Source organism: Haloarcula sp. H-GB4, from assembly GCF_030848575.1.
Classification (GTDB): Archaea; Halobacteriota; Halobacteria; order Halobacteriales; family Haloarculaceae; genus Haloarcula.
In genome coordinates this window covers 514,800-540,694 of sequence record NZ_JAVDDX010000002.1, presented here as the reverse complement: position 1 = coordinate 540,694, position 25,895 = coordinate 514,800, and the positions used below count along the sequence as shown (strand labels likewise).

Sequence of the window (25,895 nt, the reverse complement as noted above, 5' to 3'; positions counted from 1 at the left end):
TGTCGCGGCACCGAGTGGCTTCAGCCTTTAGGCTCGGGCTGCGCTCGGCAGTCGGCCATTGCGGTGCAGCGACACCATCGCGACGAGGACGACAAGCAACGCAATCCCCATGCCGCGAAGCAGCGTCGGAAACGTGACGCCGGCGTCGAGCAGCCTCCCAACGATCGCGCTCCCGGGAGCCTGCATCACCATCATTCCCGCGCCGTAGGTGGCGTAGGCGCTCGCACGGTGTCGGTCCGGGAGCGAGCCGAGCATGTATGCGTCCACCGCCGGAAAGATACTGTGGATGACATAACCGACGACGACGCTGAACGCGGCCAGCGACCAGAACCCGGTCAGCGACGGCAACACCAGCACACAGCCGGTAAATGCCGCAAGCATCGTCAGAAGGTACGGAATTGACGGAAGCCGGTCAGCTAAACGACCACTGACGTAGAAGGCCGGCACGCCGGCGCCGAATGCGAGCAACAGGAGCGTCCGCCCCCGGCCGGGTGTGAGGCCGACGCTCGTGGCGTATGTGACGTAGAAATTGAACAGCCCGTTCCAGACCAGTCCCGCGACGCCGATGGTTGCGACGCTAGTGACGATGATGTGCCACTGGGCACGTGCCGCGCCGAGGAGGTCGCGGTCTTTGCTCCCGGCGTCTGGCAGCTGGGAGCGTCTCGCAATGAGCGTGAACGCGACGGTTGCCACTCCCGCGGCGACAGCTATCCCCTGCAGCGCAGTTCGCCACGTCCCGACGACGAGCACGAACGAGATCAGTGCTGGCGCGCCGACAGCAGCGAGCTGGGCGGCGACGCCGTGTTGTCCGAGTGCGCGACCGGGTCGATCCGGGAACAGCTCGCTGACCAGCGTGTTCGCCGCGGTCAGGTAAACGCCGCTCGCAAGCCCCATGGTGAACGCGCCGACGAGTAACAGCGTCGGGTCGAACGCGAACGCGGTGAACGTCGTTCCAAGCGTCAACACGACCCCGGAGCCGAAGATGGCTTTTGCTCGCGATATCCGTGTCAGCAGGAACCCAGTGGGAAGCCGTGGGAGGGCGCTCCCGGCCCAGGCCATCGTTGCGAGCAGTCCGAGTGTCGCATCGGAAGCGCCCGTTGTCGCCCGAATCGGCTCGATAAGCGGTGCAAAGACGACCCTGCCGAGGTTGATGCAGAACACCATTCCGAGTAGCGAGCCAAAGATGCGGCGGCGTGACACGACCGGTGATAGATTGGAAAACCTGAACAACGTTCCGGAACGCCGCCACGGGGTTTTTACACGCGGGTAGCACACTGGCAGGTATGGACTCAGTGAGGAAGGCCCTCCGAGCCGGCGACGTCGAGAAGGACAACTACGGACGGCTCTCCTGTACCAGTTGTGACGAGCCGCTTGCGACGGAGAACGACCCGGACGAGGTCGGGAAGGTGCGCGTCTGCCCCGAGTGCGACGGCAAGTGGAAGGAACTCAGCTAGCTATTCGAAGACGGCGTCGAACGCATCAGCACCGAGCGGTTCGTATCGGCCCGCATCGACGTTCTCCTGGGCGTGTTCGACCGACCCCGTGCCGACCAGCGAGCAGGTCACGCCCGGCGCACTGCGTGCGAAGTTGAGAGCGCGCTGTGCGCTCGTCTCGCCCGAAAGCTTCGCCGCGACATCGTCCGGGACCGACGCGGCCAGCTTCCCCTGCATGATGGATGCGCTGGTGAACACGTCTAGCCCGGCCTCGTGCGCGAACCACAGCGCCGACTGTGGCCCCTCCGCGCCGTCGTGGGACTCGACCGTGAACGCGTCGGCCATCGCGACGTTGAACGGTAACTGAATCGCACGGAGATGTGTTGCCGCGTTGCCAACCGTCTCTGCCGCAGCGCGTGCGCGTTCAACGACCTCAGGCAGCGAGAGGCAGCTGTCGTGGTCAGCGGCCACGCGAAACGCCTCCCACGTCGCAACGCCGTAGTGCTTGATGTCGCCGGCCGCCGCCCGTTCCTCCAACTGTTCGAAGGTCGCCTCCAGCTGGTCGTACACCGCTTCGCGAGAGTTCGCTTTCAGTTGCGTCTCCGGATTGTGGACGTAGTAGAGGTCGATGGTCTCCAGCCCGAGATTCGTCAGCGACCGGTCAACCTGATCGTCAATGTAGGCGGGTGCGATACAGTGCTGGCCGGCAACAAGGTCGTCGCGGTCGACGATGCCAGTGTCGAGGTACTCCGACCGGACGAACGCGCCGGGGTCAGCCGGGCGCTCCCCGTCAAATGGGATGAACCCACCTTTCGTCGCAACAGCGATCGATTTACGGTCCACGTCGGCGTCCGCGACGGCGTCGCCGACGACGCGCTCGGAGCGCTGGTGGCGGTAGTTTATCGCCGTATCGACGACGTTGATGCCGGATTCGAGCGCCGTGACGATGGCGTCGTGGTAGCTCGCGTCCCGCTCGTCGGTTGGGTCACCAAGGTACGTGCCGACGCCGATACTGGAGACGACGCCGTCGCCGAATCGGCGGTAGAACGTGCGTGCGAACTCGTCGTGGTCGTCCCGGTACGCCCAGGTCGCCTCCCGTGTGGCCATACCAGCTGTTGGTCGGGTAGTAACAAAAGGGCAGAGATTCACCCCGGTCGGCGACCACGCACAGGTCGCCCGTTACAGTTCGCCGCTCATCGCATCGAACACCCGTTCGCGGAAGTCTTCACGGGAAACACCGCCGCTGGGGCCGAGGCCGGCCATGTGCTCAACCGGGACCTTCCCGCCGCCCATCCGCGCGTGGCCGCCACCCTCGGCCATCGGGATATCGTCGACGACGGCCTCTATCGCCCGGCCGATGTGGACGCGGTCGTCCCGCGAGCGCCCGGCGATGCGCATGGTTCCCTCCTTCTCGCCGACGATGACGACTGCCGAAACGCCCTCTAACGTCTCCAGTTCGTCCGCCGCCTGTGGAATCGCATCCGTATTTGACACCTCGCCTACATCGCTGAACGCGTAGGGCGCTCGCACCTCTCGGCTCCCGATGGCCCGGGATTTCACGTCAAGCACTTCTGCGTCGACCTGGGGGTTCGCGATGCGGTTGAGCAGGTCGCTGTCCATCCCATCGTAGAGGTATGCGGCGGCCGCGAAGTCCTCGGACTTGCAGCCGTTTGTCAGTGATCGGGTATCTGACTGGATACCGTACATCAGCCCCGTTGCCAGTGCACAGGGGACGGTTTCTGCCGGTGCCGCGTCGATATCGATACTCCCGGTCCCCTGTGTGTCGCTGAACTCGAACTCCAACTGATTGAAGTAGCTCGCGAAGATGGTTGCACAGGCCCCGTAATCGGATCGGATGTCGGTGAACTCGTTGCCGCTGCCGTTGCCGGGATGGTGGTCGATGACGGCGACAGGCTCGACCTCTTCGGCACCGGGGAAGCCGCGTGCCGTGTTGTGGTCGACGAGGACGACGGCCTCCCTGTCGATGTCCTCGACAGTTTCGATGTGGTCGAAATCAAGATCAAGCACCGTCTGGAAGGCCCGGTTCTCCGGGCGGCGTATTTCTCCGGGGTACAGCAGCGACGCCGACGTATCGGTGCCGGCGACGAGTTGGTTGATGGCCAGGGCAGAGGCCATCGCGTCTGGGTCCGGGTTTGGGTGCATCAGCACCGAAATCCGGTCGTAGTCGGTCAGCGTCCGACGCAGTCGTTCACCAGGCGTTCGGCTGAGATACTGACGCAGCCAGACACCGACACCGAAAAGGACGAGGAGGGCCACAGCGACACCAGCGATCAACAGGGGATTCTCGCTAGCGAACGCCGCGGCGGCGTCGACTTGGAGTCCGCCGGCGGCAACGCGTGTCATACCACGCCCTTCGCCAGCCTATCAGTAATAAAGTTCGCCCCTTATACAGCTAATTTTGCCGGTATTCTCGGACGGCGTCGCGGTATCCCTCCCGGAATGTCGGGTACTCGAATTCATAGCTCAGTTCGTGGAGCCGGTCGCTCGAGCATCGCTTGCTCGTCTGAATACGGCGCTTTGCGGTCTCTGAGAGGCTATCGTCGGCAAGTCGTTCCTCTGTCGTCTGTTTCGGCGGGAACGAGACATCACACTGTTCGGCCAGCCAGTCGGCAAAGGCCCACTTCTCGACGGGTTCGTCGTCGACGACCAGCACGACTTCCTCGCGGTGGTCCTCGGTCAGCAGATGGCGCACGGCCCCGGCCGCGTCGGCCCGGTGGACCATGTTTAGGTAGCCGGCCGTCACCGGACCCTCCAGATACCGCTCCAGTCGGTAGCGACCCGGGCCGTACAGGCCGGCAAAGCGGGCGACTGTACCGTGGCCGCCGTGTTCCACAGGACGCTCACGGGCGACCTGCTCCGCTTCGGCCAGCACTTCGGTCTTCTCGGTCTGTGGGTCAATGGCGGTCTCCTCGTCAACCCACGCGCCGTCGTGGTCGCCGTAGACGCCGGTACTGGAGGTGTATACCAATCGCTCGGGCGGGTCCGCCCGCGACCAGAAGTGGTCGACAGCCGTCCGGAGCCCCTCGACATACACCTCGCGGGCGGCCTCGGCTCCCCGTCCGCCAGAGCTTGCGGCAAAGACAAGCCAGTCGGCGTCCGGCACCGCAGACAGCGAAGCAGAGTCGGTTACGTCAGCCTGGGCCGCCTCGAAGCCAGCGTCCTCGATAGCTGCGATACCGCCGTTGGACCGGCGAACGCCGACGACCTCGTAGTCGTCTCGCAACTGTCGTCCGAGTTCGATACCGACGTAGCCACAGCCCAGAATGGCGACGCGCTCCGTCACCGCTTTTCCCCCTCGATATGGCTGTGCAGGAGGGCGTACTCGGCCAGCGTCACCGGATGTCTGCCCTCGATTTTCTGCTGAATTTCCTTTGGCTCCAGTTCATCGTCGATGCCGGAGGCGAGGGATTCAACGTCCATTACAGCCGTTGTCATCCCCATCAGGAGGATATCCTGCGCTTCGGCCTGCAGTGCGTCGGCGTCCGGCCGGTTCGGCCCAGTCGCCAGCACAGCGACCGCCTCATCAAGCGTCCGGTCGGCAATATCGCCGTCGGCGAACGCTGCCACTGTCGCTTGGTCGAAACCGGTCTCGGCGACGATTTCCTCGACGCCGACTGTCTCGACTGTCTCGGCCAGCACGGTGCCGTAGGCCGCCAGTAACTCTTCGGGGGACTGCTCGCCAGCGTCCGGAAACTCGCCTCGAAGCATGGGCATCGGTATGGCCCCGGGGTATTTTACTTCGGTTATGCGGCCCGGGGTCAGGAACCTGCGTCCGGCCATCCACTCGATTCCTCCACAGCGTTGCCGCCCTTGTCACCGACTCCGCGCGGTTTGGGTGGCACGACGACGACAATGCCCGTCTCGGCTCGGAACGAGATGCGGTCGGCGGTGCCCAATCGCTCGCCTGTGCCGTCGTCGTCCACGTCGACCGTGACGTTGTGCCCGTCACGCGCATAGGTAGTCCGTGCGCCGGGCTCGCTCGGCGGGCCATGACTCGCAGCGACGGCGAACCGTGCGTACTCGCCTTCGACAGTCACCCACCAGATGTTCGCCGTCGCGTACCAGGGGGTAACTGGCGGTGCCAGCGGGAGGCCCGCCGGGAGCCTGTCCGTCCCGAGCCGCTTCTTCGCGAACTGCTGTGCCTTCTGTTCGCCGGCACTTGCCAGGGCGCTACTTAGTTCGGCTTTCGCAACAGACCGCACCGCCGAGGCCGTCCCGTTCGTCGACCCCAGTGTTGGTCTGGTCGCCGGTGTATCGACCGAGAGCAGCCGCAGGCGGAGGCGGTCGCGTTCGACCCGTGTGAGGTTCAGCCGGGCACCGGCGACACGGGCGACCCGTTCCTGAGCGGAGCCGTTGGTCAGCGCCAGTGCTCGGGCCGCCGATGTTTCCCACGGCGACATCGCTTCAGTGACAATTGCCTTGCTCTCGTCCTGTTCAGCCTCGGTGTGCTGGGAGACTGCCAGCCAGAGCGTCGTCGTCATCTCCGTGTTGGCCGCCGCAACCTCCCGCTGGAGTGCGTCGCGTTCCGAAGCGAGCGTGGTGTTCGATTCCGTTTCGAGGGTCTCGTTTGCGGCCGCGAGTGTGTTCGCTGCCGTTGCGAGGCGTACCCTGTCACCACTCTCGAACGCACCGCCAACGACGGCGTCGGCGGCGTCGCCGTAGGGGACCGTGAACACGTTCACGTTCCGCGCTACCAGCGGGTGCTCTCGTCCGTCGAGGGCGCGGTATTGGCTCTCGTTTAGTTCGGCCAGCGTCAAATACGGCGTCTGTGTATCGACCCGTGTTCTGACGGGGCCGGCCGGACCGACTGGCACCGGACGTGACCGCGGTACGGGCGTCTCGCGCGCGGTTAATCCTTTCCGGAGGTCACGCAGCGACCCTTCGGTGCGTTCCGTTAGCTGTGCGTCGACTCGGTTCTCGTTGTCATCCCGTGCCGTGGCCCGCCTGTCCAACTCCGCCGACACCGCATTCAGATAGGTCAGCCGGGCCGCGACGCGTGCCTTCTGGGCCGCGCTGTCGTAGGTGTCCGGCACGGCCGCGAGGGTGGTACGACGTTGCGCAACCCGTTCCCGGAGTTCCTGTGGGGGATTCGTCTCGAAGGTCCCGACACGTCCGCGCTCGACGGTGACGGTCGTGTTGCGGACTGACTCCCGTAGGTCCATCAGGTCCCGGTACACCCAGTCATGCAGTTCTGGCGGTCGGTCGGCCGTCACCGTCGCCTCCGTCCGGCTCAGGCTGTCGTCGACGACTCGCTCGGCGACCTCGTCCCGACCCCCGGCGTGGCCAACGAACGTGTCCATCGCTTTCGGCTCCACATCGGCGAGGTTCGACCCGTTCAGCGGGCTTCCGCTGGCGTCGTGGGAAGTCCGAATCGAGCGGTTCGGTGCCGGTGAACGGCCGTGATGGCGGCCGACGACGGCGACAGTCACGCGATATCGCACGGTACTTGACGCCGCCGTGCGCCGACGCACCGACCCGTTCTGCCAGATGGCAGTCCGCGTGTACTGGCGCTCGACAGTCCGGCTGAACGTCTCCAAGGTATGCCAGCCGTCCGGCGTTACGACGCGACCGCTGGCGTTCCCAACTGCCTCCGTAGCGGTGGTCGTCCGGTCGGCGACCAGTGTCCAGCCGGTGCCCGGTGACGGCGGCGTTCCCGGCGGCCCTCCCCCCAGTCGATGTTTGTCGGTTTCCAGCGCTACCTCGACGGTGTATGCGTCTTCAAGCGTCTCGTTGAGCGCTGACGGCTTGGTGACGGACCGGAACGTGGTGTCGGCCGTCTCGTTGACGCCGACAGTCATCGAATCGGTCGAGTTCGGACTGGCCGTGGACTTCGGACGTGGCGGTGTCTGACTGATCGGCTTGTACTGGGCTTTGCCGACTACTTCGCTGGAGACAGCGGTTCCCCTGCTGCCCCGAATGATGTCTTTGATCCCGGTCACCGCTGTTGCCTCTTTCAGTGCACGGCGACCAGCCGGGTCGCTCCGGCCGAAGGTCGACCGCTGGACGCCGAGCAGTGCGCCGTTTGCCGCCAGCGAGACGTGCCGGTTCGCGACGACGTTTTCGATGCCAGCTCCACCGTACTGCGCGTACCCTCTCGCCCACGCCATCGGGTACAGCCGGGCTGTCATCCGCCGGCTCAGTCCCGGCCTGCCCAGGCCGTTGTTCAGACGCGTTTGGTAGGTTGATACCTGATCGTGGAGCATGAGCGCCTGTGTCGGGACGACGACGGTCGACGAAACCCGTCGCGTTGAGACCACCGCTCCGTTGCGCCGAACCGTCAGGACGATATCTTCGACCGTCGCCCGCATTGCGGTCTTGTTCGGCCCAGCGCGTTCAACCGAGACACGGTGTTTCGCTGCCCGGAGGTCGCTCGCGTTAGAAACCGCCGGCAGGCTGGCGGTCACGGTCACGTCACCGCTTCGGCCGGAGACGCGTTCCAGTCGGTTCGCGACCCGCAGATAAGCGCGGATTCTGAGCGCGTCCCGAAACGCCGTCGAGTCGTTCAGAACCCAACCAGTGGGTGTGTCGGCTGGCGTAACGACTGGGTTCGCAGCCGCCTGCTGGCCAGCCGTCGAGACGCCGTCCCGAACGGCGACCTGCGTCTCCGACGTGGCCTGATTCAACGCCCGTTCGACCGCTGTCTCGCTTGGGGCTGGCTCGGTGACGAATGTTGGGGCCAGCGTGAGACTGCTCACCAGCAGGAGAACGCCGAGCAACGCGAAGGGAACTCGGCCGCGAGTGTCGTCTCTCACGGTGACCACGTCCTGACAGTTACGCGAACACGGCTCGTTCGGACGGCGAGGGCGGCATTCGCTGGCGAGTCGTACCGCGACCGCATATCGGTCCGAAGCCGCACAGCGAGCGCCGCGGTCAGGTCGCGGTTCATCTCGACCGTTGACTGTCGCTCAACGGCAACGCTCGTCCCTGTCAGATTGGCCATGCGCTCGTACCGCGTGGCCATCAGCACGTCTGCGGGGTAATCGCCACGGAGGGCGTACCGCGACTGCGTCGGCGGGAACAGGCCGTTGACGACACTGCGGGCCACGACCGTCGCCACGCCGTCGTAGCCGTTTGTCTCCGCCGCTTCGCGGGCCGGCTCCGAGACGTTCCCCATCCCGCTCGGGACCGTCACCGTGGCCGCTCGAACGTCGACAGCGTCCGGCGGTCGGTCGCCGACGCGGTACTCACTTCTGACTGGTGCATCGGGATACGGTGCCCAGGTGACGCGGACGGACGTTCGATGCCCGCGGCTGTGGAGTCTGTCACGCGTCGCCGCAGCGACTTGTGACTCGAAGTCCGTGCCGGCACTCGACAGTCGCTCGCCGTCGACGGTGACGCCGCCCATCGCCGCCTCGCCGAGCAGTTCCGCGATGGTCCCGTGACTCGTCCGCTGCCGTCTCTCAGCGTGGTCGGGTGGCCTGCGGTGCTCTGACGGTGGGACGAGCAAATCATACTCGACGCTTGCGGTACTCGTTGCCAGCGTCGAGGCTTGGTCAGCCGCAGGGTTTGTGGTCGCTGCCGGCTTCTCGACCCCGACACCGCTCACGAGAGTCCCCGCGGCCGCACCGACGAGCAGGAGAAACACCGTTACGTCGGCGACGGCACTCATGGCTCGGGTCATCGCCACACCCGCACGGTGAGCGTTCCGCGGCGGACTGCCCCCGGGCCGACCCGCACGCTCACCGTTCTGGTTTCGGTGTCGGCGTTGCTCGGTGACTCCCGGCCACCGCTCCATCGCTCGCCGGTCGTCGCCGTGATGGTCGCGTTCCCGTGGTAGTTCGCCGGAACCGCATCGAGCGCGTTGTCGATTCCCTCGGGCTGAACGACACCGGTCGACGAGAGCCGTTGTTCCACGGCATCGGCGGTCGGCGTGGCGATATTGCGGTCGTCGTCAAGCGTGCCGAACGCTTGGTCTACCACGCCGGCATACAGCGACACGCCAAGCGTGACGGCGAAAACGGCAACGAGCGCGGCGACGGGTTCGGTCGTGCCTCTATCCGACGACGGTGACATCGGTCCCTCCCCAGGCGACGTGCCTGACGGTCAGCCGGTCTGGAGCCGGTCGCCACCCGTTGTCCGCGGTCCGAGCCCGGCGGGTGTCCTGACGGAGAGCGTCGGGCGAATCGTACACCGCCTGCGGCCGCTCCCCGTTCACCACAGCCTGTAGCCGGTCGGTTCGCGCCGGGACAACCGATCGAATCAGTCGTGCGGTGGCTGACCCGCCGTCGTTGCGGAGGCGGATCTCTCGGCTGGTAAGCACCCACTCTGCAGCGATGAGCCGTCGGTGTGCAACGGATCCTACGGGGCTGGTGGTGACCGAATCGATAGTCGCCGCTGTCTCCGTCGCGTCCGGCGGTGCGGTCGTCGGGAGGCCGACGGCAACGCCAAGAACGGCCACGCTCACTGTTCCCAGGCCGACCCAGAGATACAGCGTATCGACGTGCGTTTCGAACATGGAACGGCCTGGCCGCGTTCTCCAATTTAAACTCTCAGACCAGCAGCCCGGTGGCGACGATGGCGACGAGGTAAGTGGCTGTAGCCGACAGGAGCGCCAAGCCGGTTCGGTAGCCAACGAGCGCGCGGTCGAGACCTCGGTGCAGGCCCGTCGATAGCGCCGTCAGCAAAACAGCCAGCACAAGCACGTACCAGCCGACGACCGGCCCCAGCAGCGCACCCGGAACGGTAGCGAACTGTTCGCCGCCCCCCATCGACCCAGCCAGCGCAACGGTCGCGCCGCCGATCAGTGGCCCGAACAGTGCGGCGGTGTTCGACAGCGTCTCAGTGATCTGCGAGAGATCACGACGCGTCTCGCGCTCGATGTCGCGGAGTGCGTCCAGATGCTCACCCATCGTCGTCACGGACGCTCCCGCTGGTGGCCCGATTGTTGCGGCTGTATCCAGCAGCGTCGCCACTCGGCGAGCTCGATGGCTCGGAACATCAGCGAGCGCGCCGCCGGGACCCAGAAACGCCCCCCAGACGCTGGTTCCGAGATGCTCCTGTCGGGCGGCGGCGGCTTCGATGACAGCGCTGGTTGGTTCGGGTACCTCGTCGACAGCCTCGACGAGCGCGGCTTCGACCGACTGGCCGCGGTCCAGTCGTCGACCGACAGCTGACAGCGCGTCCGGGAGCCCCGCTTCGATGTCGGTGACACGGTCGCGGACCTCGGCGACCGGTCGGTAGTAGCTGACGAGCGCGCTTCCGACGCCGGCCCCGAGTGCGCCGATAGGAGACGCCCACGCGGCGACGAGCGCGCCGGCAAGGAGCCACCCCCCGATTCCGGCGACGATGCCGACCACAATTGACGGGAGTGCCGACGCCGGCACGTCCGGATGGCTTCGTGGGATTGTCGCCGGCGGGAACGCGACCGGTCGCCGGCCCAGCAACCAGCAACAGGCGACCAGCAGCGCGGCGGGCAACACGACGCCGTAGGTTCCGATCAGCACAGGGGCGGTCACTGGGACACCCGCGGCAGCGGCGGCAGGCAGCAGCGACGCCATCGCCAGCGGCAGGAGAACACCGAACGCGTACAGCTCGGTCGCCGGACCTCGGAGTGAGGCCGCGAAGGCCGCCATCTCGTCGCGCGTCCCATTGAGGATGCATCGCCGTGCGCGTTCAAGGACCTCGGGCCGCTCCTCGGCTGGAGCCGCCGTCGCGTTCTCGACCAGTCCGACTGCACGTTCGAGCGCCGGGAATCTGTCGCTCCATGACGCCGCGAACGTTCCCAGACCGCTCCGTGGCGTGCCTGCGGCTCGCTGCCGGTGGTAGTCCAGCCGTTCGGCAAGCAGGCCGTTTCCAGTCCGTCCGGCGAACGCCGCCGCCCGCTCAGCGCTGGGCCACAGCGTCACACCGAGCACTAACGTCGTGACGAGCGACGGCGCAGTTCCCAGCGTCCGAATCCGCTTTGCCTCCGCTGCGAACGGCACGCCGTACCGTCCCAGCGCTGCGACGCCCAGGGACAGGGTAAGGAGTCCAAGGCCCATGACCGTCGCCAGTAGCCCGGGCACAGTCATAACAACGAGCAGCGCGAGCAGGGAGCCACACAGCGCGACGCCGTAACTGGCAGTCAGCACCGTTTCCGGGGGGACCGACAACGAGAGCAGCCGACACGCCCCCCGGTAGTCATCTGGCACCTCGACAATGCCCGGGAAGGCCGCAACGAGCGCGGTTGTGAGCAGTGTGACTGGTGGCTTGTTCGCGTCATCAGGGGAGTCGTCTGAACCGCTGGCGTGGCTCACGGCTGGACCTCGTCTGTGGGCGGTTCGTCCGTACGCGTCTCGACAGCCACCGACTCCTCGAATCGTTCGGTTCGTGTCTCGATAGCGTCGAGTACCTCGGCGTAAGACTCGCCCGGCGTGGCGAGTGATTCCACCAGACGGCTGTTACCCCGCTCTAAGCGACCGGTAGCCGTCGCTGTCGACTCGTCGCGCTCGTAGAGCATCTCAAAGGTGACATCGTCACTGTGAGAGACGATTTCCGCGACAGATGCGATACCGCGGCCGTGTTCCGACGTGGGCGGAGCCATCGTCACCACGAGGTCCGTCGCGGCGAACGACTGGACAGGAACATCGAGGTCCGACACCAGTCGTTCCCGAACGGCTTCGGGGCCGTTGCCGTGAATCGTTCCGAGGACGGCCCCGTCGCCGCCACCGACACGCATCGCCTCGTAGAGAACGCCCGCCTCCTCGCCGCGGACCTCTCCAACGGCGAGCGCGCCGTCGCCAAGTCGGAGCGCGGTCCGAAGAGCCTCTGTCGCATTGACTGACGGCCCATCTCCTCTGGCGGTTCGAAGCGCCTGCACGTCCCGTCCGTCGGACTGCAGGGACGACGCCGGAAGCTCGGGTGTGTCCTCGATCAGGATGGTCCGGACCTCGTGGGGGATCTCCCAGAGCAACGCCCCAAGTGTCGTCGTCTTGCCCGCGCCGCGAGGGCCGGCGACAAGACAGGCCCCGCCTCGCTCCGCGACGACAGAGAGCAGGGCGGCAACGGCGGCCGGCATCGTCCCGTTCTCGACGAAGTCAGTCAACCGCCACACGTCGCTGTCGTGGGCGCGAAAGGCGAAAGCGAGGCCGTCACTGACCGGTTCGCTCACACCGGCGACGCGAATTTGCCGGTCAGCCACCGTCGCTGTCGCATCGAGCGTCGGATTCGCTCGCGAGAACGCTCGGCCGCTCGACCGTCTGAACGTCGACGCCAGGGTGTTCGCGCCCGACGGCGTCAGGCGAACATTCGTTCGCATGGTTTCACCGTCACAACGCACTCGGAGCCGGGTGTTGCTCACCGGGGCTGTCGCGAACACGTCTGACACCCGCTGATCGGCGAAGATATCTTCAAGAATCCCGAGCCCGCCCGTGTGCTTCTCCAGTACAGCCCCGACAGCGGTTGCCGTCGAGCCATCGTCGGCCACCGCGGTAGCTGCGTCGTACGGGTGACAGCCGCCGTCGACGGCAGCGGTCGCGACTCGCTCGTACGCTTCGACAAGCGTCTCCATCGTGTTCGCGTCGAACCGCTGTTCGCGGGGCTCGATATGATACATCGGTAGTTGGTCGCCGTGCGTGTCGTATCGCCGAACGACGGCCTCTGTCGGGAGCGTTTGCTGGTCCCGGAGCGCCGAATCCGCTGGTGGCGCTGCCCCGACACGGGCATCGCTAATCGTTGGCCCAGTGTATGCAGTGAGCGCCTGCTCACTGGTATCGAAGCCTTCTGTGGCGACCGCCAACCCGGTCTCCGCCGCCAGGTCAGCGACCGGCCCCGCTCTCCCGACTGCCTCCGCGGCGGCAGCGACAGGGTCGCGGCGGGCACGGTCTCCAAGGCGGTCGTCAAGCGAGGCGACTCTGGTCGCGAACCGGCCAGCCGCGGTGAGCACCGCTGCCGCTCGATTGCTGTACACTCGCTCCTGTCCTGCTTGCTCCGTGATGACAGTATCGACACTGGCCGAGGAGAGCGAATCGATGACTGTCGCCCGGCAGTCAGCCGACGCGGCGAGGTCGCCGCCGCCCGGACACTCGCCCGCTGTCACCACCAGTCGACCGCCCTCAATGGCCGTTTCACAGCGACACTCAGGCGCTGTCGATGATCCAAAGAGCCACTCACGCATGGCTACGCCTCGCCGCGGCTTCGGACTTAAACCGATGGAACCGCAGTATCCGCTGATCATCCGACCGCGCCAGCACGAACACGAGCCGATGTGTACCGGGTTCTTCGAGTCGGTCGGTCCCCGCTGTCGGTCGGATCGGGATGCCCACCAGCCGCTCGGTCTGCTTCCGGGACTCGACTGTCCAAGTCGCGACGCCGACACCGGCCCGCTCGGCGAACTGCAGGTGACTGACGCCGGCGTTCGTGTAGGTCCGCTGGGGGAGTCGTATCTCCACTGCGCGCCGCGCGTCGCCGTTCACCGTCGCGTCGTCAGTCTCGACTAAAGTGGTCAATTCGGCCCCCAGTTCGTTCAGTTGACGCTCCATCGTGCCGCTGGTTGCATCCGCTCGGGCCGTCGACAGTGCCGGCGCTGTTGCACCGACAAGTGCGGTCATGACCGCGACAGCGAGGACCAGCCGGTATATCACAGCAGCGCGCGGATGCGCCCGACGATCCCCGCATCAGGAGTCTCGTCGTCGGGATCACCGCCGTCGGTGATGGCGGAGAAATCGGTTGGTTCCTCGGTCGTGGCGTTCGTTTCTGTGTGGTCGCCCCTATCTGACAAGCCTGGATGGCCCTGTGCCGTCTCCGCCCGTAACTGGTCGGTCCCCGCCGCTTGTGGGCCAGATGCTGACGGCGACGACAGCTCCTCGTCGAGCCGATCCTCTAGTCTGTCAGTTGCCGCCAGTGCCGCGTCGGCGCGCTGTTCGATGTCTTCGTTAACCGTGCGGATGTTCCCCACGTAGCCGCGGAGGGCCTGCGTGGCCGCTTCGATCTCGGCCGTCCGCTCGTCGATGTCGTCGATACGCTGCTCGACGGTGTCCATGCGGTTCTCCAGTTCTGCGAGGTTCGTTACTTCCGGGAACTCCGTCGTTCCATCCGTGACCGCGCGTTCGACCGTACGGAGCCGTTCGGCCAGTGTTTCGATATCTGTCATGCCCGGCGCTGGTCCCGTGCTAGTATTTGAACGCTCGGACGGCGTACTACGGGAAACGCGTCGGCCACTGCCAGACGGTGCTTCCCCGCCTCACCCGCTCATGCCGAGGATGAACAGCGCGAGGACGAGGGAGATGAGCAGGGTTACCAGAATAAGCAACGCGACGACTGTGACTGACGAGAGTGCTTCCTCGTCGGAGCGGAATTTGCGTAGCGGCATGGTGGTGAAATCCGATAGTGGCTTTTCATCGAGTGGCACCGGTGCTGGGCCGTTAGTTCTAGCAAAAGCATCACCTCACTAAACTGTGAGCTTTTTCAACCAGTTCGAACTGAGTAGTTGTCTTGAACGCGCCAGTACCTGACCCGGAGTCGGCAAACGTTTATATCGGATACCGAGACCACGCCGTTCTATGGCCGATAGCGACCAGGTGAAAGCGGCACTCGCAGCACTCGCTGACGAGGAGGGTGACAACAGCGACGACGGGGACGGGGCTACCCGAGTAGCCGACCGGGAGGGCGGTAGTAGCGCAGGCCGGATGGGGACCCATGAGACGGGCGGCGACGCTGACTACCGGACGGTCATCGAACGAGCGACTCGGGCAACTGACGACTTAGACGACGCAGTCGCCTTCGTCGAGACGTTCGGCGTCGGGCGACTTGGAGCGGCCGTCGCGCAGGCCGAACACGAGGTGAGCGGGCTGGCAGACGAGGGGCGGGCGGCTTTGCGAGCGTTCCGGCGGTACCGGGACGCCGCAGCGGGACCCAGCGATGGGTCGTAGCAACCGCGTCGACTGTATTGCCGTCAACCACTTTCACTCCGGTCACGATACCTCTTTAGGTGGCGCTGGCTTACCGGTGGGCAAATGACACGGGTGATACACACCGGCGATACCCACGTCGGGTATCAGCAGTACAACGTCCCTGACCGACGGGACGACTTCCTTGATGCGTTCCGGCAGGTGGTCCGAGACGCCATCGCGGACGACGCTGACGCCGTTGTCCACGCCGGTGACCTGTTCCACGACCGCCGCCCAGCCCTGACCGACATCATGGGTACGCTGACCGTTCTCGAAGAACTCTCTGAAGCCGATATTCCGCTCCTTGCCGTCGTGGGCAACCACGAGGCCAAACGCGACGCCCAGTGGCTCGACCTGTACGAGTCGCTCGGCCTGGCGACGCGGCTGAGCGACGAGCCGACCGTCATCGGCGAGACTGCCTTCTACGGCCTCGATTTCGTCCCGCGCTCGCAGCGCGACGACCTCGACTACAACTTCGCCCCACACGACGCGGACAGCGCCGCGCTGGTCACCCACGGCCTGTTCCAGCCCTTCGACTACGGTGACTGGGACGCCGAAGAAATTCTGACCGAGTCGTCGGTCGAGTTCGACGCGATGCTGCTCGGCGACAACCACGACCCCGGTAAACAGCAGGTCGAAGACGCCTGGGTCACCTACTGTGGGTCGACCGAGCGCGCGAGTGCGAGCGAACGTGAGGACCGCGGCTACAACATCGTCACCTTCGACGACGAGGTCCGAATCACCCGCCGCGGCCTCGACACCCGCGAGTTCGTCTTTGTCGACGTGGAACTCGGCCCTGAGGAAGGGGTCGAGCGTGTTCGGAGCCGCGTCGGCCAGCACGATCTGGAAGACGCCGTGGTCATCGTCTCCATCAGCGGCGACGGCGACCCGGTGACCCCGGCCAGCGTCGAATCGTTCGCGCTCGACCGGGGGGCGCTCGTGGCACGCGTCACTGACCACCGTGAAATAACGGCCGAGGAGCGCGAAACGGATATCAGCTTCGCCGACCCCGACGACGCCGTCACCGAGCGCATCCGCGACCTCGGATTGAGCGAGGCCGCCCACGATATCGACGAGACCATCCGCGCCTCGAAGGTCGCCGACGCGAACGTAAAAAACGAGGTCGAACGGTACGTGCGTGAACTGCTGTCCGAGGATTCGGACGCCCTCGCAGCCGACACAGAAACGGCTGCGAGTGATGGCGCGTCCGACACGGAAGCGAACGCAAACACAGCTGAGGACGACGCCGAGAACGGAGCAGCGGTGAACGAGGCCGACGACAAGGCACCGGTGGACGGGGCCGATGACGACGGCCAGGCGAGCGTCGAGGAGTTCCTGTAATGGAGGGTCGACAATGAAATTCCAGCGTGTCAAGCTATCCAATTTCAAGTGCTACGACGATGCCGATCTGCGTCTGGATAACGGCGTGACCGTCATCCACGGACTCAACGGGAGCGGGAAGTCGTCCCTGCTTGAGGCCTGTTTCTTCGCGCTGTACGGCTCGAAGGCGCTGGATGAGAACCTTGGCGACGTGGTTACCATCGGGGCCGACGACTGTACCGTCGAACTGTGGTTCTCCCACGCCGGCGGCGACTATCACCTCACGCGCCGGGTCCGCGCGACCGGCGCGCAACCGACGACAGCGAAGTGTGTACTGGAGACACCTGAAGGGAACTACGAAGGAGCGCGCGACGTGCGCCGACGCATCACTGAACTCCTGCGGATGGACAGCGAGGCGTTCGTCAACTGCGCCTACGTCCGGCAGGGCGAGGTGAACAAGCTCATTAACGCCTCCCCCAGCGACCGCCAGGACATGCTCGATGACCTCCTGCAACTGGGAAAGCTGGAGGAGTACCGCGAGCGTGCTAGCGACGCCCGCGTCGGCGTCGGTCGCGTGCGTGACGACAAACAGGGAGCACTCTCACAACTCGACGATCAGATTCAGGAGAAAGAAGAGAAAGACCTTCACGAGCGCCTGAACGGCCTCGAAACGAAGGAATCGGAGCTGCAGGACGAAATCGAGCATATCGAGGATCAGAAGGCCACTGCCGAGGAGACGCTCACGCAGGCCGAGTCCGTCCTCGAAGAGTACGAGGAGAAACGCGAGGAACTGTCGGCGCTGGAAGACGACATCGAGGAACTGGAGACGACCATCACCGAGACGGAGACGGAACGAACCGGGCTCAAAGAGCAGATCAGCGACCTGCAGGACCGTCGGGAGACATTGCAGGCGAACCTCTCGGAAACGGTGGCCGAAACCGACCTCGACAGTTCGGAGACGGACCCCGAAACTGTCGATGCGCGACTCGACGAACTACAGTCCCGCGACGATGAACTGCAGAGCCGAATCGAGGACCAGCGCGTCGACGCGAAAGAACACAGCAGCACTGCCGACGCGCTGGCCGAGAGCGCTGCTGACCTCGAATCCCGAGCCGAGGACAAGCGCGAGGAAGCCGGCGAACTGGAAACAGATATCGAAGCAGCGCGAGAGACCATCGCCCAGCGGCGGGAGCAGATCAGCGACATCGACGACCAGATCGCCGAGCTTGAAGCCAGGTTCGAGGACGCGCCGACTGACCGCGAAGAGGCACAGTCGTACAAAGAATCAGTCGCCAGTGACCTCGAAGACGCCAGACAGCGGGTGACCGAACTGGAGACGAAACTGGAGAGCAAGCGCGAGGCGCTGACCGAGGCGGAGGCGCTGCTGGAGGCCGGCAAGTGCCCCGAGTGCGGACAGGACGTGGCCGAGTCGCCACACGTCGACTCCATCGAGGACGACCGCGAACAGATCGCTGAGCTGGAGGGAATGCTCGCGGATGCCCGCGAGGAGGTGTCGGACCTGCAGTCAGAACACGAGGCGGCGACGGCACTGGTCGAGACCGCGGACGAACTGGTGACGCTTGAGAACAACCGCTCGAACATCGTGCAACTGGTCGAGGAGAAAGAAGACGGGCTAGACGCGGATCAGGAGCGCATCGAGACGCTCCGCGAGGAAGCGGCGGACCACGAGTCCGAGGCCGAGACGAAGCGCGAGAAGGCCACCGAAGCCCGCGAGCAGGCCGAGGACTGTCGCTCGATCGTCGCCGAATGCAATCAAGAGCGCCAGCAGGTCAAACAGTCGATTGAGCGCTTAGAGCGGGTCGAAAACCTGCTTGCGAAGATCGGCGACTGCACTGATGACATCGAACGCTTGCGCGAGAAGCGCAGTCAGCAGGCCGAACTGAACGACCAGCGCCGCGACCAGCTCGCAGAGAAGCGCGAGCGCAAGCAAGAGCTGGCTGAGTCGTTCGACGAGGAACGCATCGAAGAGGCTCGAAGCGAGAAGCAGCGGGCGAAAAAGTACATCGACCAGGCAGCGGAGGCACTGGCAGAGAAACGCGAGAAACGCGACGAACTCCAGAACGCTATCGGTGGCGTCACGAACGAAATCGAGGAACTAGAGTCCCTGCGGGACCGGCGTAAAGACCTCGAAGCGACCCTGGAGGAACTCGAAACGCTATACGAGGAGACCGAGGAGCTACAGGAGATGTACGGCACACTTCGGGCGGAACTGCGCCAGCGCAACGTCGAGACGCTCGAACGGATGCTGAATCAGACGTTCGATCTGGTGTATCAGAACGACTCCTATTCCCACATCGAACTTGACGGGCAGTACCAGCTGACGGTGTACCAGAAGGACGGCGAGCCGCTGGAGCCCGAACAGCTCTCCGGCGGCGAGCGGGCGCTGTTCAACCTCAGCCTTCGGTGTGCGATCTATCGGTTGCTCGCCGAAGGCATCGAGGGAGCCGCGCCGATGCCCCCACTCATCCTCGACGAGCCGACGGTGTTCCTCGACTCGGGGCACGTCACGCAACTGCTCGACCTCGTCGAGTACATGCGCGATGAGGTCGGCGTCGAGCAGATTCTCGTGGTCAGCCATGACGAGGAACTCGTCGGTGCGGCAGACGACCTCGTCCGCGTCGAGAAAGACGCCACGACCAACCGCTCGCGGGTCGAGCGGGTCGAAGCAACGGTCGCGGAACTAGCCTGACCACAGCCACGACGCTGAACTGGTCTCAGTCGAGGAGATGTGCCAGCCCATCGCTGGCTGTTTCAGTCGTGTCGTAGCCTCGCTGGCCGTGGACTGTGGCTTCAACGAGTAGGCCAGCGGCACGGAACTCGGCCAGCAAGCCGTGCAGGTCGCTCTCACAGAGGTCGTAGGCCGAAACCAGTTCCGCCACGGAGAGTGGCCCACGCTCATCGAGTTCGACAAGCAGGCCAAGTGCCCGGTCGTCGTGGGCCGCTGTGAGGACGCGACGAGCGGCGTCGGGAACCGCTTCGGCGGCTGTAGCCAGCGGTGATTCGCCATCCACGGGTTCGAGAGTCGCGTTCGGGAGGTGTTGCTGTTCGCCGGTTTCGGGGTTCCGGACCAGACTTGACTCGGTGGACTCCTTCAGCAATAAGTAGCGCGTGCCGTCGTCGTCCCGCACAGTACGCATATGGCTGTTCGTAGCTGACCGGGCCGGTTAGCCGTTGTGGTCGCTTGACTCCGTGCCGTCGGGCTGGGTATTCGTTGTCTCGGTTGGTTCGTCCTCGTCGTCCGATTTGCGCTCCCGCTCGAACTGGACGTACCGGAACGTTCCGTAGCCGAAGGCGATGACGCCGACGAGAAAGATCCGGATTCCGAGGTCGACCTGCCCCTCGAAGTAGGCCAGCATCGGGCCGAGCGAGAGCGCCAGCAGCGCGACGTTGAAGACGATGACGAGTTTGACGAACAGTCCCGTGGCGTCGCCGTCGTAATCGCCGCCCGACGGCGATGGCACGTCCGGCCCGAGGCTCTCCGGGTCGAACTCCTCGGGTTCGTACTCGCTCTTTTCCGAGAGGACGCCGCCGCTCTCGTTCGGGTCGTCCTCGCCGGGGATATCCATCACACTAGCTACGACGCGTGGACGCTAAAAGTACTTCCTGTCAGGCGATCTCCTGTAAGGTGAGCGCCGTATCAGTCTGTAGCCACGCGAGAGGGTTCTCGGCATCGTAAAACACTGTCCCCTCCTCGGTCTCGTAGGTCTCGGTCGTCTGGATGGCGTCCGGGAGCGCCGGCTCCGACCGCAGTTCTTCGGACCTATCCGCCTCGCCGTGGGGGGATGCGTGGTGCGACATTGGCCGTCAAGCTTGGGTATGTCACTCGATGGCATATACTTTCTGCCTGTGGCAATACCCCGTCGACCGCCGGTGTTTTTATGCGGCATCTCGAAACAAGGCCAAGAATGAGTGACGGGACCCAGGGCACGCTGGGGGACTTCGAGCAAGGCGCGGACGAGGACCGCCCGGTCGCCGACGAAGCGGCGGCCGTCGCGGGCAACGGTGGGAGCGACACCGGCGGAACGAGCGTCGTCGACCTTGACGAGCGCCAGTTCCCACCGGTTGAGGAGACCGTCGAGTTCGTCGTCACGCAGGTCGACTACACCATCGAGGGGCAGGGCGACGACGAGTTCCCGGTCGTCCACGTTTTCGGGCGCACCGACGACAACGAGCCGGTCCACGCGCGTGTCTTCAATTTCCAACCCTACTTCTACGCGCCGACCGACAGCGTCACCGAGCACGAACTCCGGCAGTACGACAGCATCGCCGGCTGGGAAGAAGCCGACGCTGGCGAACCCTACGAATCGATTCGGGGCGAGCGCCTGACGAAGATATTCGGCCAGACACCACGCGACGTGGGACAGATCCGTGACGACTTCGACCACTACGAGGCGGACATTCTCTTTCCCAACCGCCTGCTCATCGACAAGGACATCACGAGTGGCGTTCGCGTCCCCGCCCGCGAACTCGACGATGACAGCCTGAAAGTCCACCACGAGGAGATCCAGCCGGTCGAGGCACACGCTGACCCGCGGGTCAACACCTTCGACATTGAGGTCGACGACAGACAGGGGTTCCCCGAGGACGGCGAGGAACCGATCATCTGTCTCACCTCGCATGATTCCTACCGCGACGAGTACATCGTCTGGCTGTACGAGTCCCCCGACGGCGTCAACGGTCCCGAGGCGCTGGCCGGCTACGACCCGATCCGGGAGGACTTCGAGGCCGACGTGCGCGTCTTCGACGAGGAGGAGGCCATGCTGGAAGCCTTCGTCGACTACATCGTTGACACCAACCCGGATGTGCTGACAGGCTGGAACTTCGACGACTTCGACGCACCGTACTTTCTCGACCGACTGGAGGAACTCCAGAGCTACAACCACGACTTCGACCTCCAGATAGACCGCCTCTCGCGGGTCGACGAGGTCTGGCGCTCAGGCTGGGGCGGCCCCGATATCAAAGGCCGTGTCGTCTTCGATCTCCTCTATGCCTACAAGCGAACGCAGTTCACCGAACTCGAATCTTACCGGCTTGACGCCGTCGGCGAACAAGAACTCGGCGTCGGCAAGGAGCGTTACACCGGCGACATCGGCGACCTCTGGGAACAGGACCCCGAGCAGTTGCTGGAGTACAACCTCCGGGACGTGGAGCTCTGTGTCGAACTCGACCGCGAACAGGATATCATCGACTTCTGGGACGAGGTCCGTACCTTCGTCGGGTGTAAGCTCGAGGACGCCACCACCCCCGGCGACGCTGTCGACATGTACGTCCTCCACAAGCTCCACGGCGAGTTCGCACTGCCCTCGAAGGGCCAACAGGAGAGCGAGGACTACGAGGGTGGCGCAGTGTTCGACCCCATCACGGGCGTCCGCGAGAACGTTACCGTGCTGGACCTGAAGTCGCTGTACCCGATGTGCATGGTGACGACCAACGCCAGTCCGGAGACGAAAGTTGATCCGGAGATCTACGACGGCGACACCTACCGCGCACCTAATGGCACCCACTTCCGAAAGGAACCGGACGGCGTCATCCGGGAGATGGTCGACGAACTCCTCTCAGAACGCGAGGAGAAGAAAGAACAGCGAAACAGTTTCGACCCAGACAATCCGGAGTACGAGCGCTTCGACCGCCAGCAAGCAGCGGTGAAGGTGATAATGAACAGCCTGTACGGCGTTCTGGGGTGGGACCGCTTCCGCCTATACGACAAGGAAATGGGCGCGGCGGTCACCGCCACCGGTCGGGAGGTCATCGACTACACCGACGAAGTCGTCGCCGACGAGGGGTACGAGGTCGTTTACGGCGACACTGACTCCGTCATGCTCCAACTCGGAGATATCGGCCCGGCGGACGTCAACGGGGACGCGACGGTCACCGACGAGATGCGCGAGAAACACCCGGAGATGGGTGACGACGAACTCGAACTCGTCGCCGCGACCATCCAGAAAGGATTCGAACTGGAGGAGACGATCAACGACTCCTACGACGAATTCGCGATGGAGCGGCTCAACGCGAGTGAGCACCGGTTCCAGATAGAGTTCGAAAAGCTCTACCGGCGGTTCTTCCAGGCGGGCAAGAAGAAGCGCTACGCGGGCAACATCGTCTGGAAAGAAGGCAAACACGTCGACGACATCGATATCACCGGGTTCGAATACCAGCGGTCCGATATCGCGCCGATCACGAAACGGGTCCAGAAGGAAGTCATTGACCGCATCGTCCGCGGCGAGGACGCCGAGTCGATCAAGCAGTACGTCAGCGACGTCATCGAGGACTATCAGGACGGCAATGTCAACTACGACGATGTGGGCATTCCCGGCGGCATCGGGAAGAAACTCGACAACTACGACACCGACACCGCGCAGGTGCGGGGCGCGAAGTACGCCAACCTCCTACTAGGGACGAACTTCCAGAGCGGGTCCAAACCGAAGCGGCTGTATCTCGACCGGGTCCACTCGGACTTCTTCCAGCGTATCGAGGAAGAGGAAGGTCTGGACCCCCAGCGGGACCCGCTGTACGGCGAGTTCCGGCGGGACCCTGACGTAATTTGTTTCGAGTACGCGGATCAGATCCCCGAAGAGTTCGAAATCGACTGGGACAAGATGCTCGATAAGACCCTGAAAGGGCCGATTGCCCGCATTCTGGAGGCGATGGACATCTCCTGGGAGGAGGTCAAATCCGGGCAGGAACAAACAGGACTCGGGAGTTTCATGTAACCAACAGCGGGCGGGCGCTTACTGCTGTAAGAAATATTGTTTCTATATACTGAATTTGAGTTCACGGCAATGCGAAAGCTTCATGGGTGAAACGTACCTTCTTTCGGTTGACCTAAGAGATACCTATGGCGAAACTCGAAATCAACAATCTCCACGCAGAAGTCGCAGAAGAGGACGGTGAAACGATTCTTCGCGGTGTCAACCTCGAAGTCGAGTCCGGTGAGATCCACGCGCTGATGGGTCCCAACGGCTCGGGTAAGTCCACAACGGCGAAGATCATCGCCGGCCACCCTGCCTACGAGGTAACCGACGGCGAAGTACTGATCCACCTCGAAGAAGACGAGTTCGGTGACGAAGAGATCCCGGAGGATCTCCGAACCTGGAACCTGCTCGACCTCGAACCGAACGAGCGCGCCGCGCTCGGCATCTTCCTCGGCTTCCAGTACCCGGCCGAGATCGAAGGTGTCACGATGGTGAACTTCCTCCGCACCGCGCTCAACGCCAAGCTCGAAGAGCGCGAGGAGCTCTTCGAGGACGACGACGAGGAAGAAGAAGCCGACGCAGAGGGTGGCGACACCAACGAGGACGCTGCCGGCTACGACACCTCCCCGATGGAGGGCAACGTCGAAGAAGGCGAAATCGGTGTCGCCGAGTTCCAAGAAATCCTCCAGGAGAAGATGGAGCAGCTGGACATGGACGAGAAGTTCGCGTCCCGGTATCTCAACGCTGGCTTCTCGGGCGGCGAGAAGAAGCAAAACGAAGTCCTCCAGGCCGCGATTCTCGAGCCTTCGGTTGCCGTGCTCGACGAGATCGACTCCGGGCTGGACATTGACCGACTGCAGGACGTCTCCAACGGTATCAACGCGCTCCGTGACGAGCAGGGCGCGGGCATCCTCCAGATCACCCACTACCAGCGTATCCTCGACTACGTCGAACCCGACCACGTCCACGTGATGCTTGACGGCCAGATCGCCACCTCCGGTGGCGCTGAACTCGCCGAAAAGCTCGAAGACGAGGGATACGACTGGGTCCGAGAGGAAGCCTACGAGGCCGCGTAACGCCCTTCCGTACACAGCGATAACACTACACACACTATGAGTTCAGATCAAGACCACCTCAAAGAAACCGACACGGAGAAGCGCTTCGAGTTCAAGAAAGAGGAGAAGTCCGCCTTCGAAGCCGAGAAGGGCCTCACGGAGGAGACCATCCGGGTCATCTCCGAAGACAAGGACGAGCCGGAATGGATGCTCGAGCGCCGCCTTCGCGCACTCGAGCAGTTCCACGAAATGCCGATGCCGGACGGCTGGCCGGGCGCGCCCGACCTCTCCGAGGTCGACGTCGACGAGATCGTTCCGTACATCCGTCCCGATATCGAGACCCGCGGCGGGGTCGACGACTGGAATGACCTCCCTGATGAGATCCAGGACACCTTCGACAAGCTCGGCATCCCGGAAGCCGAGAAGAACGCGCTCTCGGGCGTCGGCGCACAGTACGAGTCCGAGATCGTCTACCAGAACATGCAGGAGCGCTGGGAAGACAAGGGTGTCATCTTCTGTGACATGGACAAGGCTGTCCAGGAACACGAAGACATCCTCAAAGAGTACTTCATGACCAAGGCCGTGCCGCCGAGCGACAACAAGTTCGCGGCGCTACACGGCGCTATCTGGTCCGGCGGGTCGTTCGTTTACGTCCCCGAGGACACCACGGTTGACATGCCCGTGCAGGCGTACTTCCGCATGAACTCCGACGGCATGGGCCAGTTCGAGCACACGCTCATCATCGCCGAGGAGAACTCCGAAGTTCACTACATTGAGGGCTGTTCCGCCCCGAAGTACTCCGAGTTCAATCTCCACTCCGGCGGCGTCGAAGTGTTCGTCAAGGAGAACGCCCACGTTCAGTACTCGACCGTCCAGAACTGGTCGAAGAACACGTACAACCTCAACACCAAGCGCGCCATCTGCGAGGCCGACGGCACGATGGAATGGGTCTCAGGCAGCATGGGCTCGAAGGCCACGATGCTGTACCCCTCCACCGTTCTCAAGGGTCCGGGCGCGACGGACAACCACATCACCATCGCCATGGCTGGCGAGGGGCAGGACATCGACACGGGCGCGAAGGTATATCACAACGCACCCGAAACGAAGTCCACAATCGAGTCCAAGTCCATCGCGAAGGACGGCGGCCGCACGAACTACCGCGGTCTCGTCCACATCGCTGACGGAGCCGAGGACTCCTCGACCTCCGTCGAGTGTGACGCGCTGATGTTCGACAACGAGTCCACGTCGGACACGATGCCGTACATGGAGATTCAGGAGTCCAAGGTCGACGTTGCCCACGAGGCGACCGTCGGCAAGATCGGCGACGAGGACGTCTTCTACCTCCAGTCCCGCGGACTGGACGACGACGACGCAAAGCAGATGATCGTCGCCGGCTTCATCGAGCCGATTACGGAGGAACTGCCGATTGAGTACGCCGTTGAGCTGAACCGCCTCATTGAGCTTGAGATGGAGGGGTCGCTCGGATAA

General features: G+C 64.3%; 24 protein-coding genes. 7 read left to right on the top strand and 17 right to left on the bottom strand.

The features are described 5' to 3' along the window. Positions 1–27 precede the first annotated feature (27 nt). On the bottom strand, positions 28–1,164 hold the full coding sequence (locus tag RBH20_RS11285; RefSeq protein ID WP_306710436.1) for an MFS transporter: 1,137 nt from the start codon (positions 1,162–1,164) through the stop codon (positions 28–30). Positions 1,165–1,283: 119 nt separating this feature from the next. On the opposite strand from RBH20_RS11285, the gene RBH20_RS11280 reads away from it, so the two are divergent. Continuing rightward, positions 1,284–1,454, top strand: coding sequence for an HVO_0758 family zinc finger protein (locus tag RBH20_RS11280; protein WP_004517187.1), 171 nt, complete (start codon positions 1,284–1,286; stop codon positions 1,452–1,454). Here the strand turns inward: RBH20_RS11280 and RBH20_RS11275 are convergent, their stop codons facing one another. The 13 genes from RBH20_RS11275 to RBH20_RS11215 form a co-directional block, all read right to left on the bottom strand. Then, positions 1,455–2,540: an aldo/keto reductase gene (locus RBH20_RS11275; RefSeq protein WP_306708575.1), complete on the bottom strand. Its 1,086-nt coding sequence runs from the start codon at positions 2,538–2,540 to the stop codon at positions 1,455–1,457. It lies immediately after the preceding gene. A 72-nt stretch (positions 2,541–2,612) separates the two neighbouring features. Continuing rightward, positions 2,613–3,797 carry a bifunctional oligoribonuclease/PAP phosphatase NrnA gene (locus RBH20_RS11270; protein WP_306708574.1) on the bottom strand — a complete coding sequence of 395 codons (1,185 nt, stop codon included), beginning with the start codon at positions 3,795–3,797 and terminating at the stop codon, positions 2,613–2,615. Between the two features lie 49 nt (positions 3,798–3,846). Next, positions 3,847–4,737, bottom strand: a complete 891-nt coding sequence (locus RBH20_RS11265) for an SDR family oxidoreductase (protein ID WP_306708572.1) — start codon at positions 4,735–4,737, stop codon at positions 3,847–3,849. Beyond that, on the bottom strand, positions 4,734–5,162 hold the full coding sequence (locus RBH20_RS11260) for a DUF5791 family protein (RefSeq protein ID WP_306710434.1): 429 nt from the start codon (positions 5,160–5,162) through the stop codon (positions 4,734–4,736). Before RBH20_RS11260 ends, RBH20_RS11265 begins: the two co-directional genes overlap by 4 nt. Before the next feature lie 50 nt (positions 5,163–5,212). Continuing rightward, positions 5,213–8,215: a hypothetical protein gene (locus RBH20_RS11255; protein WP_306708570.1), complete on the bottom strand. Its 3,003-nt coding sequence runs from the start codon at positions 8,213–8,215 to the stop codon at positions 5,213–5,215. Further along, entirely contained in the window at positions 8,203–9,075 is an 873-nt protein-coding gene (locus RBH20_RS11250; RefSeq protein ID WP_306708568.1) for a hypothetical protein, read from the bottom strand. The genes RBH20_RS11255 and RBH20_RS11250 overlap by 13 nt, the downstream gene beginning before the upstream one ends. After that, positions 9,072–9,467, bottom strand: coding sequence for a hypothetical protein (locus tag RBH20_RS11245; protein WP_306708566.1), 396 nt, complete (start codon positions 9,465–9,467; stop codon positions 9,072–9,074). Before RBH20_RS11245 ends, RBH20_RS11250 begins: the two co-directional genes overlap by 4 nt. Continuing rightward, the gene (locus RBH20_RS11240) at positions 9,448–9,909 is read right to left on the bottom strand and encodes a hypothetical protein (protein ID WP_306708565.1); all 462 of its coding nucleotides are present in this window, start codon (positions 9,907–9,909) and stop codon (positions 9,448–9,450) included. The genes RBH20_RS11245 and RBH20_RS11240 overlap by 20 nt, the downstream gene beginning before the upstream one ends. A 34-nt stretch (positions 9,910–9,943) precedes the next feature. Continuing rightward, positions 9,944–11,689 carry a type II secretion system F family protein gene (locus RBH20_RS11235; RefSeq protein WP_306708563.1) on the bottom strand — a complete coding sequence of 582 codons (1,746 nt, stop codon included), beginning with the start codon at positions 11,687–11,689 and terminating at the stop codon, positions 9,944–9,946. Continuing rightward, entirely contained in the window at positions 11,686–13,548 is a 1,863-nt protein-coding gene (locus RBH20_RS11230) for an ATPase, T2SS/T4P/T4SS family (protein WP_306708561.1), read from the bottom strand. The genes RBH20_RS11235 and RBH20_RS11230 overlap by 4 nt, the downstream gene beginning before the upstream one ends. Continuing rightward, on the bottom strand, positions 13,541–14,014 hold the full coding sequence (locus RBH20_RS11225) for a hypothetical protein (RefSeq protein ID WP_306708559.1): 474 nt from the start codon (positions 14,012–14,014) through the stop codon (positions 13,541–13,543). The genes RBH20_RS11230 and RBH20_RS11225 overlap by 8 nt, the downstream gene beginning before the upstream one ends. Then, positions 14,011–14,523: a hypothetical protein gene (locus RBH20_RS11220; RefSeq protein WP_306708557.1), complete on the bottom strand. Its 513-nt coding sequence runs from the start codon at positions 14,521–14,523 to the stop codon at positions 14,011–14,013. The genes RBH20_RS11225 and RBH20_RS11220 overlap by 4 nt, the downstream gene beginning before the upstream one ends. A 90-nt stretch (positions 14,524–14,613) precedes the next feature. Continuing rightward, positions 14,614–14,781, bottom strand: coding sequence for a hypothetical protein (locus RBH20_RS11215; protein ID WP_306708556.1), 168 nt, complete (start codon positions 14,779–14,781; stop codon positions 14,614–14,616). Positions 14,782–14,932: 151 nt separating this feature from the next. Here RBH20_RS11215 and RBH20_RS11210 point away from each other — a divergent pair, with 151 nt between their 5' ends. The 3 genes from RBH20_RS11210 to rad50 all read left to right on the top strand — a co-directional run bounded on the left by RBH20_RS11210 (position 14,933) and on the right by rad50 (position 19,349). Beyond that, complete coding sequence (locus RBH20_RS11210) at positions 14,933–15,301, top strand: hypothetical protein (protein ID WP_306708554.1); 369 nt, start codon at positions 14,933–14,935, stop codon at positions 15,299–15,301. Positions 15,302–15,385: 84 nt separating this feature from the next. Further along, positions 15,386–16,660: a DNA double-strand break repair protein Mre11 gene (mre11, locus tag RBH20_RS11205; protein WP_306708552.1), complete on the top strand. Its 1,275-nt coding sequence runs from the start codon at positions 15,386–15,388 to the stop codon at positions 16,658–16,660. Positions 16,661–16,673: 13 nt separating this feature from the next. Continuing rightward, entirely contained in the window at positions 16,674–19,349 is a 2,676-nt protein-coding gene (gene rad50 / locus RBH20_RS11200) for a DNA double-strand break repair ATPase Rad50 (protein WP_306708549.1), read from the top strand. Positions 19,350–19,374: 25 nt separating this feature from the next. Here the strand turns inward: rad50 and RBH20_RS11195 are convergent, their stop codons facing one another. The 3 genes from RBH20_RS11195 to RBH20_RS11185 are packed head-to-tail and all read right to left on the bottom strand — an operon-like array spanning position 19,375 to position 20,458. Next, a complete protein-coding gene (locus RBH20_RS11195; protein ID WP_306708547.1) occupies positions 19,375–19,797 on the bottom strand; it encodes a hypothetical protein in 423 nt (140 codons plus the stop codon). A 27-nt stretch (positions 19,798–19,824) separates the two neighbouring features. Then, positions 19,825–20,226: a hypothetical protein gene (locus RBH20_RS11190; RefSeq protein ID WP_306708545.1), complete on the bottom strand. Its 402-nt coding sequence runs from the start codon at positions 20,224–20,226 to the stop codon at positions 19,825–19,827. Between the two features lie 40 nt (positions 20,227–20,266). Further along, positions 20,267–20,458: a hypothetical protein gene (locus RBH20_RS11185; protein WP_004517169.1), complete on the bottom strand. Its 192-nt coding sequence runs from the start codon at positions 20,456–20,458 to the stop codon at positions 20,267–20,269. Between the two features lie 107 nt (positions 20,459–20,565). Between RBH20_RS11185 and RBH20_RS11180 the strand changes: the two genes are divergently transcribed. From RBH20_RS11180 to sufB, 3 genes are all read left to right on the top strand, one after another. Then, positions 20,566–23,370: a DNA-directed DNA polymerase gene (locus RBH20_RS11180; protein WP_306708539.1), complete on the top strand. Its 2,805-nt coding sequence runs from the start codon at positions 20,566–20,568 to the stop codon at positions 23,368–23,370. 125 nt (positions 23,371–23,495) lie between these two features. Next, on the top strand, positions 23,496–24,428 hold the full coding sequence (locus tag RBH20_RS11175; protein ID WP_306708537.1) for an ABC transporter ATP-binding protein: 933 nt from the start codon (positions 23,496–23,498) through the stop codon (positions 24,426–24,428). A gap of 36 nt (positions 24,429–24,464) precedes the next feature. Continuing rightward, positions 24,465–25,895 carry a Fe-S cluster assembly protein SufB gene (gene sufB, locus RBH20_RS11170; RefSeq protein WP_306708535.1) on the top strand — a complete coding sequence of 477 codons (1,431 nt, stop codon included), beginning with the start codon at positions 24,465–24,467 and terminating at the stop codon, positions 25,893–25,895.

Excerpts from the sequence above, each read along its gene's own strand:
- RBH20_RS11285 (WP_306710436.1), bottom strand. The coding sequence starts at position 1,164 with ATGGTGTTCTGCATCAACCTCGGCAGGGTCGTCTTTGCACCGCTTATC.
- RBH20_RS11280 (WP_004517187.1), top strand. The coding sequence starts at position 1,284 with ATGGACTCAGTGAGGAAGGCCCTCCGAGCCGGCGACGTCGAGAAGGAC.
- RBH20_RS11275 (WP_306708575.1), bottom strand. The coding sequence starts at position 2,540 with ATGGCCACACGGGAGGCGACCTGGGCGTACCGGGACGACCACGACGAG.
- RBH20_RS11270 (WP_306708574.1), bottom strand. The coding sequence starts at position 3,797 with ATGACACGCGTTGCCGCCGGCGGACTCCAAGTCGACGCCGCCGCGGCG.
- RBH20_RS11260 (WP_306710434.1), bottom strand. The coding sequence starts at position 5,162 with ATGCTTCGAGGCGAGTTTCCGGACGCTGGCGAGCAGTCCCCCGAAGAG.
- RBH20_RS11250 (WP_306708568.1), bottom strand. The coding sequence starts at position 9,075 with ATGACCCGAGCCATGAGTGCCGTCGCCGACGTAACGGTGTTTCTCCTG.
- RBH20_RS11245 (WP_306708566.1), bottom strand. The coding sequence starts at position 9,467 with ATGTCACCGTCGTCGGATAGAGGCACGACCGAACCCGTCGCCGCGCTC.
- RBH20_RS11240 (WP_306708565.1), bottom strand. The coding sequence starts at position 9,909 with ATGTTCGAAACGCACGTCGATACGCTGTATCTCTGGGTCGGCCTGGGA.
- RBH20_RS11230 (WP_306708561.1), bottom strand. The coding sequence starts at position 13,548 with ATGCGTGAGTGGCTCTTTGGATCATCGACAGCGCCTGAGTGTCGCTGT.
- RBH20_RS11220 (WP_306708557.1), bottom strand. The coding sequence starts at position 14,523 with ATGACAGATATCGAAACACTGGCCGAACGGCTCCGTACGGTCGAACGC.
- RBH20_RS11210 (WP_306708554.1), top strand. The coding sequence starts at position 14,933 with ATGGCCGATAGCGACCAGGTGAAAGCGGCACTCGCAGCACTCGCTGAC.
- mre11 (WP_306708552.1), top strand. The coding sequence starts at position 15,386 with ATGACACGGGTGATACACACCGGCGATACCCACGTCGGGTATCAGCAG.
- rad50 (WP_306708549.1), top strand. The coding sequence starts at position 16,674 with ATGAAATTCCAGCGTGTCAAGCTATCCAATTTCAAGTGCTACGACGAT.
- RBH20_RS11195 (WP_306708547.1), bottom strand. The coding sequence starts at position 19,797 with ATGCGTACTGTGCGGGACGACGACGGCACGCGCTACTTATTGCTGAAG.
- RBH20_RS11190 (WP_306708545.1), bottom strand. The coding sequence starts at position 20,226 with ATGGATATCCCCGGCGAGGACGACCCGAACGAGAGCGGCGGCGTCCTC.
- RBH20_RS11185 (WP_004517169.1), bottom strand. The coding sequence starts at position 20,458 with ATGTCGCACCACGCATCCCCCCACGGCGAGGCGGATAGGTCCGAAGAA.
- RBH20_RS11180 (WP_306708539.1), top strand. The coding sequence starts at position 20,566 with ATGAGTGACGGGACCCAGGGCACGCTGGGGGACTTCGAGCAAGGCGCG.
- RBH20_RS11175 (WP_306708537.1), top strand. The coding sequence starts at position 23,496 with ATGGCGAAACTCGAAATCAACAATCTCCACGCAGAAGTCGCAGAAGAG.
- sufB (WP_306708535.1), top strand. The coding sequence starts at position 24,465 with ATGAGTTCAGATCAAGACCACCTCAAAGAAACCGACACGGAGAAGCGC.